We start from the raw sequence: 15,826 nt of genomic DNA, 5'->3' as shown, positions 1-15,826 counted from the left end.
CCTTCAAAGAAGGCACCTTTCATAAACAAACACTATAAAACAGAATTTTTTTATGTTATACGATTGTTAGATACAAAAAGTAGAGGGAAATGTTTGTCTACAATTCTGCTTTATATAGTCTGCCTACCACTTATATTTTAATCCTCTTCACTTGAAAATAAATATAATATGCATAATTACATACCAAAAAGAAAAGGCACTCCATAGAGTGCCTTTTCAACCATTTTACTTTTAATATATCGCCTTACATACATTGTAACATATGCATCTATATATTTTATTGAGAAAATTCAAAATCATTTTTCCTTTCATTTTCAATTATAAAATCATGTAATATAAAAGGTATGTCAAATTATTATACAAATTGAGGTGTACTATATTTATGTCTTTTGGAATTATTCCTCTTATATTATTTATTATTTTTCTTATCTCTTATTTAAAGGATCCACGGAAAATAATAAATGGCTTTTTATTTAATGTCTTTTTCTGTTTTTTCCTTCTGTTTTGTGTGATTGTATCTTGGGACTCAAGTAACACTATCCTAGGCTACGTAATAGTGTTACCTATTTTAGCATTTGTCGTTATGATTCCTTTCGGTGTTGTTGCTTTAATGTTTGGGCTATTTCTGAATGCTAGAATTTTAATGAAACGAGAAGGACGACGTTTCACTAACTGTTTAACACTCATTGCTGCTTTAGGTATTTTATTCTTTATATTATTCTTTTTCATAAGTCCAGCAAGTTTCTTCTCACCGCATTTGCAACCTATTTTTGGTGGAATTTCTCTTATAACCTTATATTTCTTTATACACTTATCTAACTTCTTAAGCGCTTATTTTCTATATCAATTCAACAGACCAAGGCGTAATCAAGATTTCATCATCGTTCTTGGTAGCGGCTTAATTAATGATAAAGTACCACCTTTACTTGCAAGTCGTATTAATAAAGCAATCGATTTTTACTGGAAACAGGCGGCTGTGAATACAGCGCCAACAATCATTTTCTCTGGCGGACAAGGTCCAGATGAAGGCCTTCCAGAAGCAGAAGCGATGCAAAAGTACGCTGTTGAAAAAGGAATTCCAATTGAACATACAGTTCAAGAAAATCGCTCTGTAAACACATATCAAAATATGTCGTTCTCTAAAGAAATTATGGATTCTTTAAAGTCTGAAGGTAAATATAGAAGTATTTTTACAACGAATAATTTCCACCTTTTCCGCGCTGGTATATATGCAAGACAAGCTGGGCTTAATAGCCAAGGAATCGGATCAAAAACTGCATTTTATTACTGGCCTAATGCAATGATTCGTGAATATGTTGCAATTGTTGTGATGGGACGTAAACGTCATATGAAAGTTTGCGGAGCTATTTTAGGATTCTCTTTATTCCTATCCGTACTTAGTTTTATCATTTCTTAATAACCTCCCATCCTTTGAAAGGATGGGATTTCTTATACTTATTTCAAAAATATTTTAAAGATAATATGGTCATAATATCCCCTGCATACATCCATTAAAGGAGAATTTTTTCAAATTAAATGTTAAAATGGAAGATAGGTGTGAATGACGTAACAAATAAGAAACTAGTTTGAAACGAGGAAATTACATGGAGAAAATTATCAAAAACAAGCCCAATAAGCTAAAAATCGCTTCAAAAGCTTTGATGATTATTATTGGGGCATTTATCACAGCGTACGGATTAGAAGCGGTATTAATTCCAAATAACGTATCAGACGGTGGTGTGACTGGTTTAAGTATCGTTAGTTCAAGATTATTTGGATTGCCATTAGGAGCTCTAATCGCAGTTATTAACATTCCTTTCGTTTGGTTAGGATATAAACAAATAGGTAGAAGCTTTGCAATTTATTCTATTATCGGGATTGCTTCATTAGCAATCGGTACCGTTGTCATGCACGGAATACCAACTATTATTGAAGGCGATACATTACTCGTTACAGTTGTTGGTGGTATTATTATCGGTTTCGGTATGGGACTAGCATTACGTAACGGCGGCGCATTAGATGGAATCGATATGCTAGCTGTATTACTTTCTCGTAAGTTACCTTTTGGAACAAGTGACCTTATTTTATTCTTAAACATGTTCGTATTTATTTTCGTATCAACAGTATTCGGTCTTCAAGGAGCTATCCTTTCGGCAATTGCTTACTTTATCGCTTCGAAAGTGATTCATATCGTTGAAGTTGGTTTAAGTGGTTCGAAAACATTTAAAATTATTACGAAAGAACCTGAATTAATGGTAGAAACAATTCGTGATCGTTTAGGCCGAAGCGCAACGTACAACGAAGTTTATGGTGGTTATTCAAGAGAGAAATTTAAAGAAATTTCTTGTGTAATTAACCGTTTAGAAGAAAGTAAAATGAAGGATTTGATTAATGAAATTGATCCAAATGCCTTTATTACAGTTTATGACGTAGCAGAAGTAAAAGGCGGTAACTTTAAGAAACGTGATATTCATTAATCATTATGAATAATGAGGGTGTGCCAACAATTTGGCACACCCTCTTCTTATTATGAAGTTGCGGTCGTTGTCGGTAAGTCGATATATTTCGATAATCGCTGATATATCTTCACTCTCCCCATCTTCTTCCTCTCTTAATCCATGCTACGTATTTTTGAAAAACGGGTACTTCTTGTTGAAAACGAAGCGGAACATATAGAAAAAGAGTACATGTACATAGTATCCATAGAACACCTACTACAAAGTGGAATTTCATCGTTGTGCTAATAAACAAACTAAGGAATAAGACGAGGAACATAATCAAACTAAACCTTTTATATAGAGTCATACTAATCCCTCCTTATACATTAATTGTACCAGCTACAAGGAATAAATTCCCATAACAAAAAGACCGAAAAGCAACTTCCACTTTTCGGTCTCTATAACTATCTTCTCTTCGTAATTTTTCCTGAACCACCGACCCTCGTTTTCGGAGGAGATGTATTTCTTGGCGGCGTTTTAATAGATGATTTCGGCTTCACATCTGATCCACTCGAGCCACCTGGTGTTTTTGTAATTTTCCCTTTGCTTCCAGTAGACGGCGGAGGGGTATTACTTCCTTTTTTCGTAATACTTCCTGTATCTCCTACAGAAGATTTCGAATCTACATTATCGCCTCGCTTAATGATAGATCCTTTCCCTTCCTTCGTAATTGGAGGCGGGGTTTTCTTTTCTTCTTTCGTAGGTGGTCTCTCTGGAATAATCGGTTTATGATTTTGTCTATCATTATATCCTCGATAATCACCGTATGACGATTTTCGTGAACCGAATATATCGTTTAAAATACTCCCCATAATATATCCTTGCAGGAAGGATGGTTGGTAATTTTGACGGACAAATTCTTCATTGCTTACTTCAATTAACGTATCAGATGGTTTCTCTTTATCCTTTTGCAAATTATACATTTTATCAGAATAAACGAGGAACATTTGATTTTCGTCTTCTTTAGATGCTTGCTTCGGTTTCCTTTCAGCTATAAGTTCCTTCGCGACTTCAGGAACTGACCGATTGGCGGCCCTATACACGTAAGATTCTTGTTTACCTTCTTTTGCAACAGACTCAAGTGGATAACGATCTTGAATCGACTTTGTCTGCCCGCCTTGACAACCTGATAAGGCATATCCAGCAACAACAAGTAATGTAACGATAGCAAGTATAGGGATCACGAACGATTTAATCATGGTAAACAATCGGTTTGACATGATTACGCCCCCTTACGTTGCTCTTATAATTTGTACATCAGCAGGAATAATTGCTTCTCCCTCATACATCATTGTGCGACCATTTTGCCATTCAATACGCAATAATTTTCGGTTATCGGATTGGAATTCCCATACATGCTGTTCCTCTGAAGCAGAGAATGGTGTTTTCCCCATCACAACAACACGTCCGTTATATTGCTCTTCCATATGGTACTCTGTATCATCCATTTCAATTGTCGTCGGAATTTCATCAATCGAATCTAAGCGACCATCGATGGGTGTATATAATTTGTAATACGTATTTTCACGGTCTTCAATTTTTAAATAACGAATATCTTTCCCGTCTTGCAGCGTTAAAACAATTTCTTTACGGGAATGCATACTCGTTTTCCCAGTTAATTCGTACATAACTAATGAAACTTCAATCATATCCCCAGGAGCTAACGTTAACAAACCCTTCTCTGGTTTCGGCGGCTCTGGGCTCTTCATTATATTTTTAATTCGTTTAAATAAACTCACGATCTACCCCTCCTTCTCTCTTTATAAACAAGCACCTAAAATAAGTGCACCAACGATATGTAATGATCCGGCCAACATCGCATGTGCAACACTGCCTTCTTTCGTACCTTCTTCTAAATCTAAACCAGCCATTTTCTTTAACACAAATTCGATAAACATTTCTACCACTAATAAAATAACGAAAGAAATTGCTGATGCAAGTAGCGCTTGCCATAAGTCATTTGCTTTCGTTATCGATTGAGATAAAATGTACCCTTGCGCGAATAATTTCATAACGAAACGCGTTGTTACAGCTGTATTCCCATTCTTTATTTCTTTTAAATCATTGTATTTAGTAAAAATTGAATCAACCCACATAATTGCAAATAAAAGTACTGCACTTGCTCCAGTCCATACAAGCATGGCTAACACATTTGTCCATGTCATTGCAAAACCTCCTCTAAAAAGTAATAGAAAACCGACATGAATTTGTTTAGACATGTCGGTTCATTTGTCTCTATTCTATATTATTTCTCATACTGCTTCATAATACGAGCTAATTCATCGTCAACAGCAGAATTTTTGTTTAAGCTTGCAAATTCATCATCTAATGACTTTTCTTTTTTATAAACTTCACCGCTTGCTTCTGCTTCAGCTTCTAATTGAAGAGCTTTCTCTTCCATACGGCTTAAACCAGCTTTTGCTGAGTTTGAATCAAATCCAGACATCGCCTGATTAATATTCTTTTGTGCTTTCGCTGCATTTACACGTGCTACAAGTGTTTCACGTTTATTTTTCAGCTCTGTTAATTGCTTACGCATTTCCTCTAACTTCAGGCGAAGATTATCAGCAGCAGCTTTGTTTTGCTCATAGCTTGCTTTATACTCATTCATCTTTTGCTCTGCATTTTGTTTTTCTTCAAGAGCACGGCGCGCAAGATCAAGATTGCTTGCTTGAACAGCCGTATGAGCTTGCTCTTCACGTTTTTTCACAAGTGCTTCTTGCTCTTCAAATAATATTTTGAATTTCTTCTCAAGTGCGATTTGAGCTGCTACACTTTTCTCAGCTTCTTGCACATCTGCTTGCATATCGCGTAAATACTGATCCGTCATCTTAACTGGATCTTCTGCTTTTTCAATTAATGAATATACATTCGACATTGTTAAATCTCTTAATCGTTTAAATACAGACATTCTAATTCCTCCTATGACTTACCTCATATTTCAAATTCACTACTTGGAAAACTGAAAAATCTCCCTTAACAGTAAAGAATATTCATTTTTACAGCCTATGTGTTCATTATAACAAAACTAATATGTCCTTACATGTTATTTCCAAAATACAGCCAATATAATATGACATTATAGATAAAATATTGTATTCCTAATATATTCTCATTAATCCCCTTCAGAATTGACTTATTTTTATGCACTTTCACTAAATTACATTATTGTAATGTTACTGTAAGCTAACTCGATAGTTGCATTCCGATATTTCTTATACACTAATACCAGAAGCAACAAACAAGCTTCTCATCATTTCAGAACTAATACAAAAAATGTATTGACTATAAAACATATAAAAGGAGAAATCATCATGAAAAAATTAGTAGGAATCGGATTAGCAGCAGCAATTTCACTTGGAGCATTATCAGGTTGTTCTTTATTAGGAGAGAAAGCGAACGGCTTAGTATTATACGGATCAGAAGAGCAAGTTCAAAAAATTACAGATCAAAATAAGAAAGAAGTAAAAGAAAAAGACTTCTATAAAATGAAAATGGCAACATTAGAAGGTAAAAAAGTACTTGTAATGGATAAGAAAACTGGTGATGAACTTGTTAAGAAAGAACTACTTAAAAAAGTCGGTAAAAATGATGATACAAAGGCAATCGATAAATTACCAGCTGTAACAGCAGCAGAAGGCGTGCTATTTGCAAAAGAAAAGGTAGAAAATGCTACGCTTGATGGAGCAAAATTAAAATATGAAGGCAACACAATTATCGGTGATGGCCGTTCTTATGCAGATATGTTTGCTATCGTTGATGATGCAACATATGTAAATGTAAAAGGTGAAGAAAAATCTGTAGGTATTTTGAAATTTGATAAAGACCCAAGCAAAGAGCTACCTGGAGCAAATGGAGTAGAAGCTTCTCAGCTTGTAAAAATTAAAAAGTAAAACAAAAAAAGCTTTGCGAAATTGAAGTGCACCCCAATTGTTAGACACATAATTAACAATTGGAGGTGCATTTTTTATGGCTAAATTTTCTTCAAAGGATAAAATACAAGCAGTAAAACGATATCTAGAATGTACTGAAGGTGTTTTTTTACTTACTTGCTATATGACTGTCGTTGACATTGATCCGCTGAATAAATCTATAATTTGTACGGATGCATTTTATAATAATATGACTTTGAAGTTTATTGATATTATTGATGCAAAATAAAAAACCGCTCACAATCGTGTCTCTTATTGTTACTTTACATACACATAAGCTTTATTTACAATTAAGCAGATTTTATTTCACATAAATATTATTATACTAATCTAAAGTTTCCGTATTTATATTTTTTTCTTTTTATCTCATAATTTTAATTGGGGAAAGGGAGAAAAAAATGGTTCAAATCAAAGTAACACCTGAAATGCTAGAAGAAGTTGCTAATCGTGCAAATAATACCAGAATCGCATTAGAAACTATACATAATAATCTATGTAATGAAATAGATCATTTGTGTTTTCAATGGATTGGTGCCTCTAACCAACAGTTCATTCAAATGTTCAATGATGCAAGGCCAAAAGCTTTTACATCTATCAATTCGATTATAAAAGTGGAAGAGGATTTGAAACGAATTGCCGAAAAATTCCGTACCGCAGATGCTTCATATGATGGAAATCTTGAAGAAGGAGCAATGTGTGGTAAGTTAAATAGTGAGAAAAATGATGGATCTTTACGTGACAAGGTTTGGCATGGTCTCAAGGAAACTTATGAGGATCTTAGTAAAGTAAAAAATTCCGATGAGTCTTTATATGATAAATTTAAACATGGTATTGATGCAGCGTATAAAGATGTGAATAAAATAAAAGACACTATAGATGATGAAATCGAATCTGCTTTTGAAAAAGCTGGATTAGGTGTCCCCTATCACTTAAAAAAGGGAATGGGCGACGCTATAGGTGATGAATTATTAGGACTTGCAGATGCAGTTATCCATCCAATTGACACATTTAATAACACGATTGAAGCCGTTTCTCACCCAGTTGAGACGTTCAATGTGATAAAACAAACAATTTCTGATTCTTGGAATCGTGATGTTACCAATGGTGACTCGTATAGTGGTGCAGAATGGTATGGAAGCGCGGCTGGTCATACTATATTGGCTGTTGGACAACTATTCGTAGGAACAAAAGGCGTGGATAAAATTACAATGTTGAATCCTGGCACAAAATTAGCTGAGATTTCACGAACTTCTAATCAAAGCTTGCAAGACGCTGCATCCTTATTCAATCGTAATCGCAATGAGTTTGCTTTAGCTGGTGGAAATAATATACGCTCTGTATTTGATACACCTGATTTTAGGGCAGCTGAGGAAAAGCTATCGACCCATCAGTTTGCTAGTCGTGAAGGAGCTTCCAGTGGGAACACGCCATATAAATTTGACTCATCACTTATGGAGCATGTTTTTCATGGTGAAGTAAGAGAAAAATGGTGGGGATTAAAAGCTGTTGGTTATCATCACGAGAATATGATGGGGGGAGAGATAATTCGCGTTACTAGGCCACCAAATCCTGCAGGAGTATATGTTGCAGAAGTAAAGGTTGATGGTATTGTAAAACAAGCTAAATCTTCATTTTTTCCTAAGGATTGGAATAGAGTCCAGGTAGTTGATTCTATTAAAGAAGCATATACCAATCGTGTTCAAATCGCTCCAAATAAATACGTAGGGCAAACTTCTTCTGGATTTAAGATTGAGATGATTATTGAAAACGGAGAAATTACCACTGCTTATCCAAAATATACGAGAAGATAGTGAGGTTGTATTAATGAATTATTCACATGAATTTTGGCGTGACCCATTTGGTGGACTAAGAATTCGTTTACCAAAAGAAATTGCTATTGTATCTGACTTTATAGAAAACCTAGATGAAGATGAAGCGGATGAATACATAGAAGTTTTAGACCATGTCGTAGAGGGAAAGTACCCTAGTTATGAACTAGAATACAATGCTGCTGCTGTATTTATTGAGCCTAAATATACAAGCGCGATTAATTATTACATTAGCCCACCAAATAATCAATGTAAATTAGAAACTTCAGAATTTAGGAGATTACTTTTGCTTTGGAGAAATAAAGTGATGACAGAAGGACGAGATATTGAAGTAGATTAAAAAGACTGCCTGTAATGAAGTGCACCCCAATTGTTAGACACATAATTAACAATTGGAGGTACATTTTTTATGGCTAAATTTTCTTCAAAAGATAAAATACAAGCAGTAAATGGAACAATTTAAGCAAGAACTAGAAACTTATATTCATTACTACAATCACAAAAGAATTAAAACAAAACTAAAAGGATTGTCCCCTGTGCAATACAGAGTTCAATCCTTAGTAGCTGCTTAATATATTTGTCTAACTTTTTGGGTTCAATTCAAATTCGCAAAGCTTTTTTCTATTTATGAGCAATTTGCTCCATATCCGGACTACAAGTTTGAGACTGACATGACTTATTTAAAGAACATGCTGCGCATTTTCCCTTTTTACTTCTCTTTACAAAATTAACTAACGTGTATGCTGCATAACCAAAAATGATAGCTCCAATTATAATATTGACCATCACTCTAATACATCTCCTTCTAGAATCCGAGTAAGGATCCAACTTGGTATATAATGAACGTTAATACATAAGCAACAACGAGTGGATACACGACAGAGAAAATCGTCCACTTCGCTGATCCTGTTTCACGTTTAATAACGGCTACTGTCGCTAAACACGGAACATATAATAAAATAAAGAACATAAATGCATATGCTGATAGCGCCGTATAATGTGCTCCCATAACATTTCCTAACACATCTTCTTTCACCGCATAAATAATTGCCATTGTAGAAACGACAACTTCTTTCGCTAAAAATCCTGTTAAAAGGGATGCCGCAGCTTGCCACGTTCCAAATCCAAGCGGTGCAAATAGTGGTGCGATAAATCCACCAATCATCGCTAAGTAACTGTCTCCCATATCAACACCAAATCCTGATGGACCTGCATAGTTTAATAACCAAATGACAACAGAACCACCGAAGATGAATGTACCTGCTTTACGAACAAATCCTTTCCCTTTCTCCCACGTACTTAACCATAACGTTTTCGCTTGTGGCACGCGGTAAGGAGGTAGTTCAATGACGAAAATAGACTTTTCCGCTTTTAAAATTGTCAGAGACATAATTTTTGTAACTAATAACGCAAGAACAATACCTGCAACATATAAAGAAAACACAACAGTTGCCTGACTATGAGGGAAGAATACTCCCGCAAATAATGCATATACAGGTAAACGTGCCGAACAGGACATAAACGGTGTTACAAGAACTGTAAGTAAGCGTTCTTTTTCTTGTTCAATCGTTCTCGCTGCCATAATACCTGGAACATTACATCCAAAACCGATAATCATCGGAATAAACGCTTTTCCGTTTAAGCCGAAAAACTCCATAATTCTATCCATAACAACTGCAATTCGCGCCATATATCCTGAGTCTTCTAATAATGAAATGAAAAAGAATAATGCAAAAATTTGTGGAACGAATACTAATACAGCACCAACACCGGCAATAATACCTTCTGTAACGAGTGCTTGAATAAAATCAGAAGCTCCAACACTTGTAAGCCCAGCCGTTACCCAATCCGTAAGCTGTCCACCAAAAAACTCATCTAACATATCCGATAAAGGTGTACCAATCCACGTAAACGTAACCTGAAAAATAAAAAACATAACTGCTAAAAAGATTGGAAGTCCGAAAATTTTATGTGTAATTAATCTATCAATTTTTTCCGAAAAAGGAATCTTTCCTTCTTTCTCATGCTGCATAACATTTGTTTTTAACTTTTCAATATACGCTTCACGAGTTTTATAAATATGCTCTTCCAACGTACAATCAAGTTTTCCTTCTAAGCGAGATCGAATGGCTACAAGTTCCTTATAAATTGGTAATGCTTTCATTTCTTTTTCTACTACTTCGTTATTGCTTAAAAATTGAAGAGCTAACCATCTTGGATGCTTGTAATTCGCTTTCTCTAAAAGAGAAATTACCTGTCCAATTCCTTCATCCATCTGTACACCATATGAAATAATGAATGGCTTTTTCTCGTTTTTATCATTTTCTTTAAGAGTAGCAAGTAGTTCTTCACAGCCTTTTCCGCTTCTTGCAACGACAGGAACGACTGTTACACCTAATCGTTCTGATAATCGTTTTACATCAATTACAATGCCTCTTTGCTTTGCCACATCAACCATATTTAATCCGATTGAGACTGGCTTTCCAAATTCAAGTAATTGCAGCGTTAAATGCATGTTTCGCTCGAATTGTGAAGAATCCACTATATTTAACATATGATGAAATTCATCTGTTAGTAGAAAATTTGTAACGACACCTTCATCACGCGAAACTGGATTCAAATCATAAACACCTGGTAAATCAATTAATGTCCCTTGCTTATCTTTTAATTTACCAACTTTCTTTTCTACTGTTACACCGCTCCAGTTCCCTACATACTCATAAGAACCAGTAAGTGCATTAAATAATGATGTCTTCCCTGTATTTGGATTCCCTAGCAAAGCTACCTTATTCACGCTAATTCCACCTTTATCATTTTCGCGTCACAATGACGAATACTAATTAACTGTCCACGACACTCCAATGTACAAGGACCTTTGAACATCGCCTTTTGCTTCATGCGAAGTTCGCTTCCTTCAGAAAGACCGAAAGCAGCCAATCTTCTCTTTAGTAAATAATCTAAAGACTGAACACTTTTCACTAGCACTTTCTCACCGATTTTAATATCTACTAAGCTCATAACCTTCCCCCTCAGAAGAGAATGATAATTATTTTCAGAAAAATTATAGCACACTCTATTTCAATTGGACTATACCCTTTTGCTTCATATTTATTAACATTTCACTACAATTCTATTTCAATAATTGTCATACTACATTCGTTTGCCATTCTCATCCATTTCGCTTACAATAAACAATAGCAAATAAAGAATCTCGTTATCACTGGGGGAGCCATGCCGCTGAGAGGGAACACTTCGTTCCGACCCTTCGAACCTGTTAGTTAATGCTAACGCAGGGATTGTGCAAACGTCCGAAATACATACCTCTTTTTTATTTACGTATTTCGTATCCTCCTATGATATCTATTCTTTTTTGTACAACTTGGATTTAGGGGGAGACAACATGCGTAACACCAATTTACAAGCGATGATCGAATCTGCAATTCTTGCAGCCTTCGCCTTGGTCATCGACATTTTACCACTTTCAATCAAACTATCAGCAACAGGCGGTTCCATCTCATTCGCTATGATTCCTATTTTTATTATCGCATACCGCTGGGGCTTCAAAATGGCTTTCTTAGGAGGCTTAATTTGGGGATTATTACAAATTGTCGTAGGCGATGCCATTATCGTCACACCAATTCAAGTACTAATTGAATACTTCGTTGCTTTCGCATTCATTGGATTTGCTGGTCTATTCTATCGTCCAATTCAAAAAGCACTTTTAACATCCAATGAAAATAGCTTAGAACAATCCAGTTTAAGTAGCCGTAAAGACAAACCTTTACAAAAACAAAACGAAGGAAAGAAAGTTATTGGTTACATTATTCTTGCTACATTTGTTGGTAGCTTCGCTCGCTACTTCTGTCACTTTATCGCTGGAATTATTTTCTGGGGACAATATGCACCAAAAGGTCAATCAGCAGTTCTATATTCTTTAATATTTAACGGTAGCACAATGATTGGTTCCTATATTCTATGTACCGTTTTACTTATCTTTTTATTTCTTACTTCACCACGTTTATTCAAAAGCATCAATGCTTATCAACTGAACTCGAAGAAAAAGAGCGCTTAATGAGCGCTCTTTTTTTCATATCGTAATATCGATTAAAAATACAATAAATGCACAAAAGAAAATAAATACCATTATACTTAGCCACTTGCTATGCACGGTTCATCGACTCCTTACATAACCTCATTTTCTAACCAGATTATATCGCTTAAAAATAAAGATTAGGTAAAGATAATATGAAAATAAGTTAAAAAAGCGTAGATTACATTGTCTACGCTTTTTTCGATAAATAGAAGTAAAATAATACACCATCTTCTGTATTTTCTGCCCCATATTCAGCATCATGTAGTTCTAAAATGTTCTTTGAAATGGCAAGCCCAAGCCCCGTCCCACCTTGTGAACGCTGACGAGCTGTATCCACGCGATAAAAACGATCCCAAATTTTATCTAATTGTTCTTCTTCAATGTGAGTACCTTTATTTTCAATACATACTTTTATACAATCTTTTTCATCTATTGTAGAAATAATAATATCTTCTTTATTTGGTGTATAACGTATGGCATTCGTAATGAAGTTCACGATGACTTGTTCAATCCGTCCTTGATTTGCGACTACTTCAAATGAGCATATATTTTTATGCACATGCAGTTCTTTTTTCTCTATGTCCACAGAAAGGTGTTCACATATATCTTCAATTACTGTATCAATATAAAATGGATCCTTTTTCATTTTATATGTGCCTGACTCAAATTTAGCTAACTCCAGCATATCCAAAATTAAAGTATCCATTTTGTCTACTTCTCGTTCCATCGCTTGAAAATAGTACTCTTTTTTATGCTCAGCTACTCCATCTTTTAAAATAGAAATACAGCTTTTCATAATACTCAGCGGTGTTTTTAGTTCATGCGAAACACCAGAAATGAATTCTTTCCGCGTATTTTCTAACTTTCTTTCCTTTTCAATATCTTCTTCTAACTGTCCAATATGCGAATGGAGTTTATTCGATAGCACATTAATATTTTTCGATAAATCCCCAATTTCATCTTTTGAAGTAATCGGTATTTTTTCTGTGAAATCTAAGTGCGCTATTTTCTTCGTTGTATCATTTATTTTTAATAACGGCTTTGCAATTTGTTTAGAGTAATAGAACGAAGCTAGAAAAATGAGAACGACTACAAATGCAATGATGTAAATGTAGTAATCTTGCACCATTTGTACAGCTTCATCTACAGGTTGTAAGGAAGCCATCGCATATATATATGTTACAGATCCATCTTTTTCTTTTATCGGTTTCATTAATAATTTATATTTTATATCATTTTTTTCATAATCCATTGTCTTTGTTGAATATTCTATTTGATTACTCTCTTTTAGTACTACATCCGTTTGAAATTCTTTTATACTATCCAAAAATAAAGTGTTTTTATAAATTGGATTTACGGGTCCTTTTACATCGGGGAATTGTACTTTCGTAACATGCCCTACTATGTAAGCATCTGGCTCTTGAGCAGCTGGTTCCTGAACGGCCGGCCTCTTTTCCTTACCAGCTTGTTCCCCAACTGCTTTCTTTTTCTCTTGATCTAATTTACTCATCTTCTCATTAAATGCTTTTTCTAACGGTTTATTCGATCCGCTTAAATTTTGCTTAGATAGCGAGAAAGAAAACGGAATAAAACTATCTTCTTTTTTCACTCCAGAAAAATAAATTTCTTGGCCTAAAAACTGATTTGATGGTTTATTATCAATCTCCTCTATATTGACGAGATTGTATAGGGGGATTTTGAATATTTGTTGTCCAAAGCTCTTTTGTTGCCAACGATTTATCGTTACCTCAAAATAAAAATCATCTGCATGTTTTAAATTCCCGTTCTGATCTAATGTCGTAATCCACGTATTATTTTCTCTTAAAAAATCTTGCTCTAGCTTCTGAATTCCTTCTGCATTTCCTGCATAGTTCAAATAATTCTTTTCAAAAGAATTTAAATTCACTTTAATATCTTCTACTTTTCGATTCGCATAATATTGTTTAAAAAATATTGTTTGTCCAATAAATATTGTCGCTAAAATTAACATGCATAATGCTGTTGTGAGGGTAAATAATTTTAGTACAATCCCTTTTCTCATACATTCCCCTCAAATTTATAACCTGTTCGTACTACAGTTGTAATGAACTTTGCTTTCTCTCCTAATTTATTTCGCAAATTACGAATATGGCTATTAACGGTTCGGTCATCACCGGCAAATTCGTATCCCCAAATCCTTGAAATTAATTGCTCTCGTGTTAAAACAATCCCTTGATTTTTCATAAAATACGCTAATATTTCAAATTCTGTATGTGTTAAATTAATGTCTGTTCTATCTATCGTAACAGTACGCGACGGAAAATGGACGTGAATACCATGAATTGATAATGTATCATCTTCATTCTCTAAAAGTTGCTTTGTTACTTTTCTACTTTCTAACAACCTTTTCGCTCTAGCTAATAAAATGGGTGGGCTATACGGCTTCGTCACATAGTCATCTGCTCCAAGTTCAAATCCAAGTAACGTATCATCTTCATCAACACGAGCTGTCAGCATAATAATAGGAACCTCGGATGTTTTACGGATCCTTCGGCAAACGGACCACCCATCAAGTTCCGGCAACATAATATCTAAAATAACTAAATCAACCTCTTCTTCCTCAAATACAACTAAAGCTTCTTTCCCATCTCTTGCTTCAAACACTACATATTGCTCACTCAAAAAATAATCTTTTAATATTTCACGTAAAATATCTTCATCTTCCACAATTAAAATGTTTTTTGACATAACTTATATATCCCCCTCTCGCTTTCAAAACTACAACTTCATTTTGAATAACTAGCCTTTAACTTCGCCTCGATAATATATCTATCTGGTGCATCCCCTATATAATCAAACGGATAGCACGTCGTCAGTGTTAATATCGGTTCTTCTTTTTTTATAATAACAGTACGATCATCCGCATGGGTAATCCATATTTTTTGAATTTCATATGTGTACGTTTTATTATCATACTCTAAAACAAGAGTGTCTTTTTCTTTTAACTCTCCTAAATCAGTAAATACAGTGTCCCGGTGCCCACTCAGTACAGTATGTCCCCCTCCAGATGGCGTTGTCGTTACATCACTAACGAACATTCCAACTCCTTTTTTCAGCGTTGTCTCATCCGCACCCCAGTATATAGAAAACTTCTTCTTTATTTTCGGTATATTTAATAGTGCAACCTTTTCTCCTTCTTTATGTTCCGTTTGAGAAGAAGGTACTTGGGAAGTTACAGGTGTTTCGTAAGAAAGTTGATTATGTTGTATATTTTCAAGGCTCTTTAGTTCTTCTTTCGTTAATTGTTGAGCAGAGCTTTTTCCTCTATACCATTCCATAGCGTAATATGATCCCATACATAGTCCTATCGCCATCAATATGATACCGATATAATTGAGTAACTTCATGTTTCATCCCTCCATGCCAAAAATGGTAGGAATAACCTACCATTTTTAATATATGAAATTATTCCATTCTTTATAGGACAATATTTTA

At 34.7% G+C, this 15,826-nt stretch carries 17 protein-coding genes, 3 pseudogenes and 1 riboswitch; of the genes and pseudogenes, 9 read left to right on the top strand and 11 right to left on the bottom strand.

All coding sequences use genetic code 11. The annotated features are described in order from the left end of the window. Window positions 1–382: 382 nt before the first annotated feature. A complete protein-coding gene (locus ACXVYO_RS18380; RefSeq protein WP_458468134.1) occupies window positions 383–1,417 on the top strand; it encodes a YdcF family protein in 1,035 nt (344 codons plus the stop codon). A gap of 187 nt (window positions 1,418–1,604) precedes the next feature. Next, complete coding sequence (locus ACXVYO_RS18375) at window positions 1,605–2,477, top strand: YitT family protein (RefSeq protein WP_458468133.1); 873 nt, start codon at window positions 1,605–1,607, stop codon at window positions 2,475–2,477. A gap of 109 nt (window positions 2,478–2,586) precedes the next feature. Here the strand turns inward: ACXVYO_RS18375 and ACXVYO_RS18370 are convergent, their stop codons facing one another. The 5 genes from ACXVYO_RS18370 to ACXVYO_RS18350 form a co-directional block, all read right to left on the bottom strand. Then, window positions 2,587–2,805 (bottom strand): hypothetical protein, encoded by a 219-nt coding sequence (locus tag ACXVYO_RS18370; RefSeq protein WP_458468132.1) that lies wholly within the window; start codon window positions 2,803–2,805, stop codon window positions 2,587–2,589. 97 nt (window positions 2,806–2,902) lie between these two features. Continuing rightward, window positions 2,903–3,718 carry a DUF4247 domain-containing protein gene (locus tag ACXVYO_RS18365; RefSeq protein WP_458468131.1) on the bottom strand — a complete coding sequence of 272 codons (816 nt, stop codon included), beginning with the start codon at window positions 3,716–3,718 and terminating at the stop codon, window positions 2,903–2,905. A 12-nt stretch (window positions 3,719–3,730) separates the two neighbouring features. Further along, window positions 3,731–4,237: a DUF4178 domain-containing protein gene (locus tag ACXVYO_RS18360; protein WP_458468130.1), complete on the bottom strand. Its 507-nt coding sequence runs from the start codon at window positions 4,235–4,237 to the stop codon at window positions 3,731–3,733. A gap of 21 nt (window positions 4,238–4,258) precedes the next feature. Continuing rightward, window positions 4,259–4,663 carry a DUF350 domain-containing protein gene (locus ACXVYO_RS18355; protein ID WP_458468129.1) on the bottom strand — a complete coding sequence of 135 codons (405 nt, stop codon included), beginning with the start codon at window positions 4,661–4,663 and terminating at the stop codon, window positions 4,259–4,261. Between the two features lie 80 nt (window positions 4,664–4,743). Next, window positions 4,744–5,409, bottom strand: a complete 666-nt coding sequence (locus ACXVYO_RS18350) for a PspA/IM30 family protein (protein WP_098499033.1) — start codon at window positions 5,407–5,409, stop codon at window positions 4,744–4,746. 403 nt (window positions 5,410–5,812) lie between these two features. On the opposite strand from ACXVYO_RS18350, the gene ACXVYO_RS18345 reads away from it, so the two are divergent. The 6 genes and pseudogenes from ACXVYO_RS18345 to ACXVYO_RS18320 form a co-directional block, all read left to right on the top strand. Beyond that, window positions 5,813–6,391, top strand: coding sequence for a lipoprotein BA_5634 family protein (locus ACXVYO_RS18345; protein WP_458468128.1), 579 nt, complete (start codon window positions 5,813–5,815; stop codon window positions 6,389–6,391). A 76-nt stretch (window positions 6,392–6,467) separates the two neighbouring features. Further along, a pseudogene (locus ACXVYO_RS18340) lies at window positions 6,468–6,533 on the top strand (YolD-like family protein); the annotation flags it as partial. Beyond that, a pseudogene (locus ACXVYO_RS18335) lies at window positions 6,528–6,659 on the top strand (YolD-like family protein); the annotation flags it as partial. The pseudogenes ACXVYO_RS18340 and ACXVYO_RS18335, both read left to right, overlap by 6 nt. A 169-nt stretch (window positions 6,660–6,828) precedes the next feature. After that, complete coding sequence (locus tag ACXVYO_RS18330) at window positions 6,829–8,241, top strand: WXG100 family type VII secretion target (RefSeq protein WP_458468127.1); 1,413 nt, start codon at window positions 6,829–6,831, stop codon at window positions 8,239–8,241. 13 nt (window positions 8,242–8,254) lie between these two features. Further along, complete coding sequence (locus ACXVYO_RS18325) at window positions 8,255–8,599, top strand: hypothetical protein (RefSeq protein WP_001109640.1); 345 nt, start codon at window positions 8,255–8,257, stop codon at window positions 8,597–8,599. A 118-nt stretch (window positions 8,600–8,717) separates the two neighbouring features. Continuing rightward, a pseudogene (locus ACXVYO_RS18320) lies at window positions 8,718–8,831 on the top strand (IS3 family transposase); the annotation flags it as partial. Between the two features lie 49 nt (window positions 8,832–8,880). Here the strand turns inward: ACXVYO_RS18320 and ACXVYO_RS18315 are convergent. The 3 genes from ACXVYO_RS18315 to ACXVYO_RS18305 are packed head-to-tail and all read right to left on the bottom strand — an operon-like array spanning window position 8,881 to window position 11,277. Next, the gene (locus ACXVYO_RS18315) at window positions 8,881–9,048 is read right to left on the bottom strand and encodes a FeoB-associated Cys-rich membrane protein (RefSeq protein WP_000989597.1); all 168 of its coding nucleotides are present in this window, start codon (window positions 9,046–9,048) and stop codon (window positions 8,881–8,883) included. Between the two features lie 16 nt (window positions 9,049–9,064). Further along, complete coding sequence (gene feoB, locus ACXVYO_RS18310) at window positions 9,065–11,053, bottom strand: ferrous iron transport protein B (protein WP_458468126.1); 1,989 nt, start codon at window positions 11,051–11,053, stop codon at window positions 9,065–9,067. After that, window positions 11,050–11,277: a FeoA family protein gene (locus ACXVYO_RS18305; RefSeq protein ID WP_000060521.1), complete on the bottom strand. Its 228-nt coding sequence runs from the start codon at window positions 11,275–11,277 to the stop codon at window positions 11,050–11,052. Before ACXVYO_RS18305 ends, feoB begins: the two co-directional genes overlap by 4 nt. A gap of 194 nt (window positions 11,278–11,471) precedes the next feature. Further along, a riboswitch (TPP riboswitch) is annotated at window positions 11,472–11,573 on the top strand. A gap of 86 nt (window positions 11,574–11,659) precedes the next feature. Here ACXVYO_RS18305 and ACXVYO_RS18300 point away from each other — a divergent pair. After that, window positions 11,660–12,331, top strand: a complete 672-nt coding sequence (locus ACXVYO_RS18300) for an energy-coupled thiamine transporter ThiT (protein WP_458468125.1) — start codon at window positions 11,660–11,662, stop codon at window positions 12,329–12,331. Window positions 12,332–12,539: 208 nt separating this feature from the next. On the opposite strand, the gene ACXVYO_RS18295 is transcribed toward ACXVYO_RS18300, so the two are convergent. From ACXVYO_RS18295 to ACXVYO_RS18285, 3 genes are read right to left on the bottom strand one after another with little or no spacing between them, the layout of a single operon-like run. Next, window positions 12,540–14,393: a sensor histidine kinase gene (locus tag ACXVYO_RS18295; RefSeq protein WP_458468124.1), complete on the bottom strand. Its 1,854-nt coding sequence runs from the start codon at window positions 14,391–14,393 to the stop codon at window positions 12,540–12,542. Beyond that, window positions 14,390–15,079: a response regulator transcription factor gene (locus ACXVYO_RS18290; protein ID WP_458468123.1), complete on the bottom strand. Its 690-nt coding sequence runs from the start codon at window positions 15,077–15,079 to the stop codon at window positions 14,390–14,392. The genes ACXVYO_RS18295 and ACXVYO_RS18290 overlap by 4 nt, the downstream gene beginning before the upstream one ends. Before the next feature lie 38 nt (window positions 15,080–15,117). Further along, window positions 15,118–15,738, bottom strand: coding sequence for a class D sortase (locus ACXVYO_RS18285; protein ID WP_090814129.1), 621 nt, complete (start codon window positions 15,736–15,738; stop codon window positions 15,118–15,120). Window positions 15,739–15,826: the final 88 nt, after the last annotated feature.

It is taken from the genome of Bacillus sp. BC08 (assembly GCF_054326875.1).
Note: the sequence above shows the minus strand (reverse complement) of the source record. Positions and strands in the feature narration are given on the sequence as shown.

What these genes read in the sequence shown, in the direction of transcription:
- ACXVYO_RS18380 (WP_458468134.1), top strand. Translation starts at nt 383, where the DNA reads ATGTCTTTTGGAATTATTCCTCTTATATTATTTATTATTTTTCTTATC.
- ACXVYO_RS18375 (WP_458468133.1), top strand. Translation starts at nt 1,605, where the DNA reads ATGGAGAAAATTATCAAAAACAAGCCCAATAAGCTAAAAATCGCTTCA.
- ACXVYO_RS18370 (WP_458468132.1), bottom strand. Translation starts at nt 2,805, where the DNA reads ATGACTCTATATAAAAGGTTTAGTTTGATTATGTTCCTCGTCTTATTC.
- ACXVYO_RS18365 (WP_458468131.1), bottom strand. Translation starts at nt 3,718, where the DNA reads ATGTCAAACCGATTGTTTACCATGATTAAATCGTTCGTGATCCCTATA.
- ACXVYO_RS18355 (WP_458468129.1), bottom strand. Translation starts at nt 4,663, where the DNA reads ATGACATGGACAAATGTGTTAGCCATGCTTGTATGGACTGGAGCAAGT.
- ACXVYO_RS18350 (WP_098499033.1), bottom strand. Translation starts at nt 5,409, where the DNA reads ATGTCTGTATTTAAACGATTAAGAGATTTAACAATGTCGAATGTATAT.
- ACXVYO_RS18345 (WP_458468128.1), top strand. Translation starts at nt 5,813, where the DNA reads ATGAAAAAATTAGTAGGAATCGGATTAGCAGCAGCAATTTCACTTGGA.
- ACXVYO_RS18330 (WP_458468127.1), top strand. Translation starts at nt 6,829, where the DNA reads ATGGTTCAAATCAAAGTAACACCTGAAATGCTAGAAGAAGTTGCTAAT.
- ACXVYO_RS18325 (WP_001109640.1), top strand. Translation starts at nt 8,255, where the DNA reads ATGAATTATTCACATGAATTTTGGCGTGACCCATTTGGTGGACTAAGA.
- ACXVYO_RS18305 (WP_000060521.1), bottom strand. Translation starts at nt 11,277, where the DNA reads ATGAGCTTAGTAGATATTAAAATCGGTGAGAAAGTGCTAGTGAAAAGT.
- ACXVYO_RS18300 (WP_458468125.1), top strand. Translation starts at nt 11,660, where the DNA reads ATGCGTAACACCAATTTACAAGCGATGATCGAATCTGCAATTCTTGCA.
- ACXVYO_RS18295 (WP_458468124.1), bottom strand. Translation starts at nt 14,393, where the DNA reads ATGAGAAAAGGGATTGTACTAAAATTATTTACCCTCACAACAGCATTA.
- ACXVYO_RS18290 (WP_458468123.1), bottom strand. Translation starts at nt 15,079, where the DNA reads ATGTCAAAAAACATTTTAATTGTGGAAGATGAAGATATTTTACGTGAA.
- ACXVYO_RS18285 (WP_090814129.1), bottom strand. Translation starts at nt 15,738, where the DNA reads ATGAAGTTACTCAATTATATCGGTATCATATTGATGGCGATAGGACTA.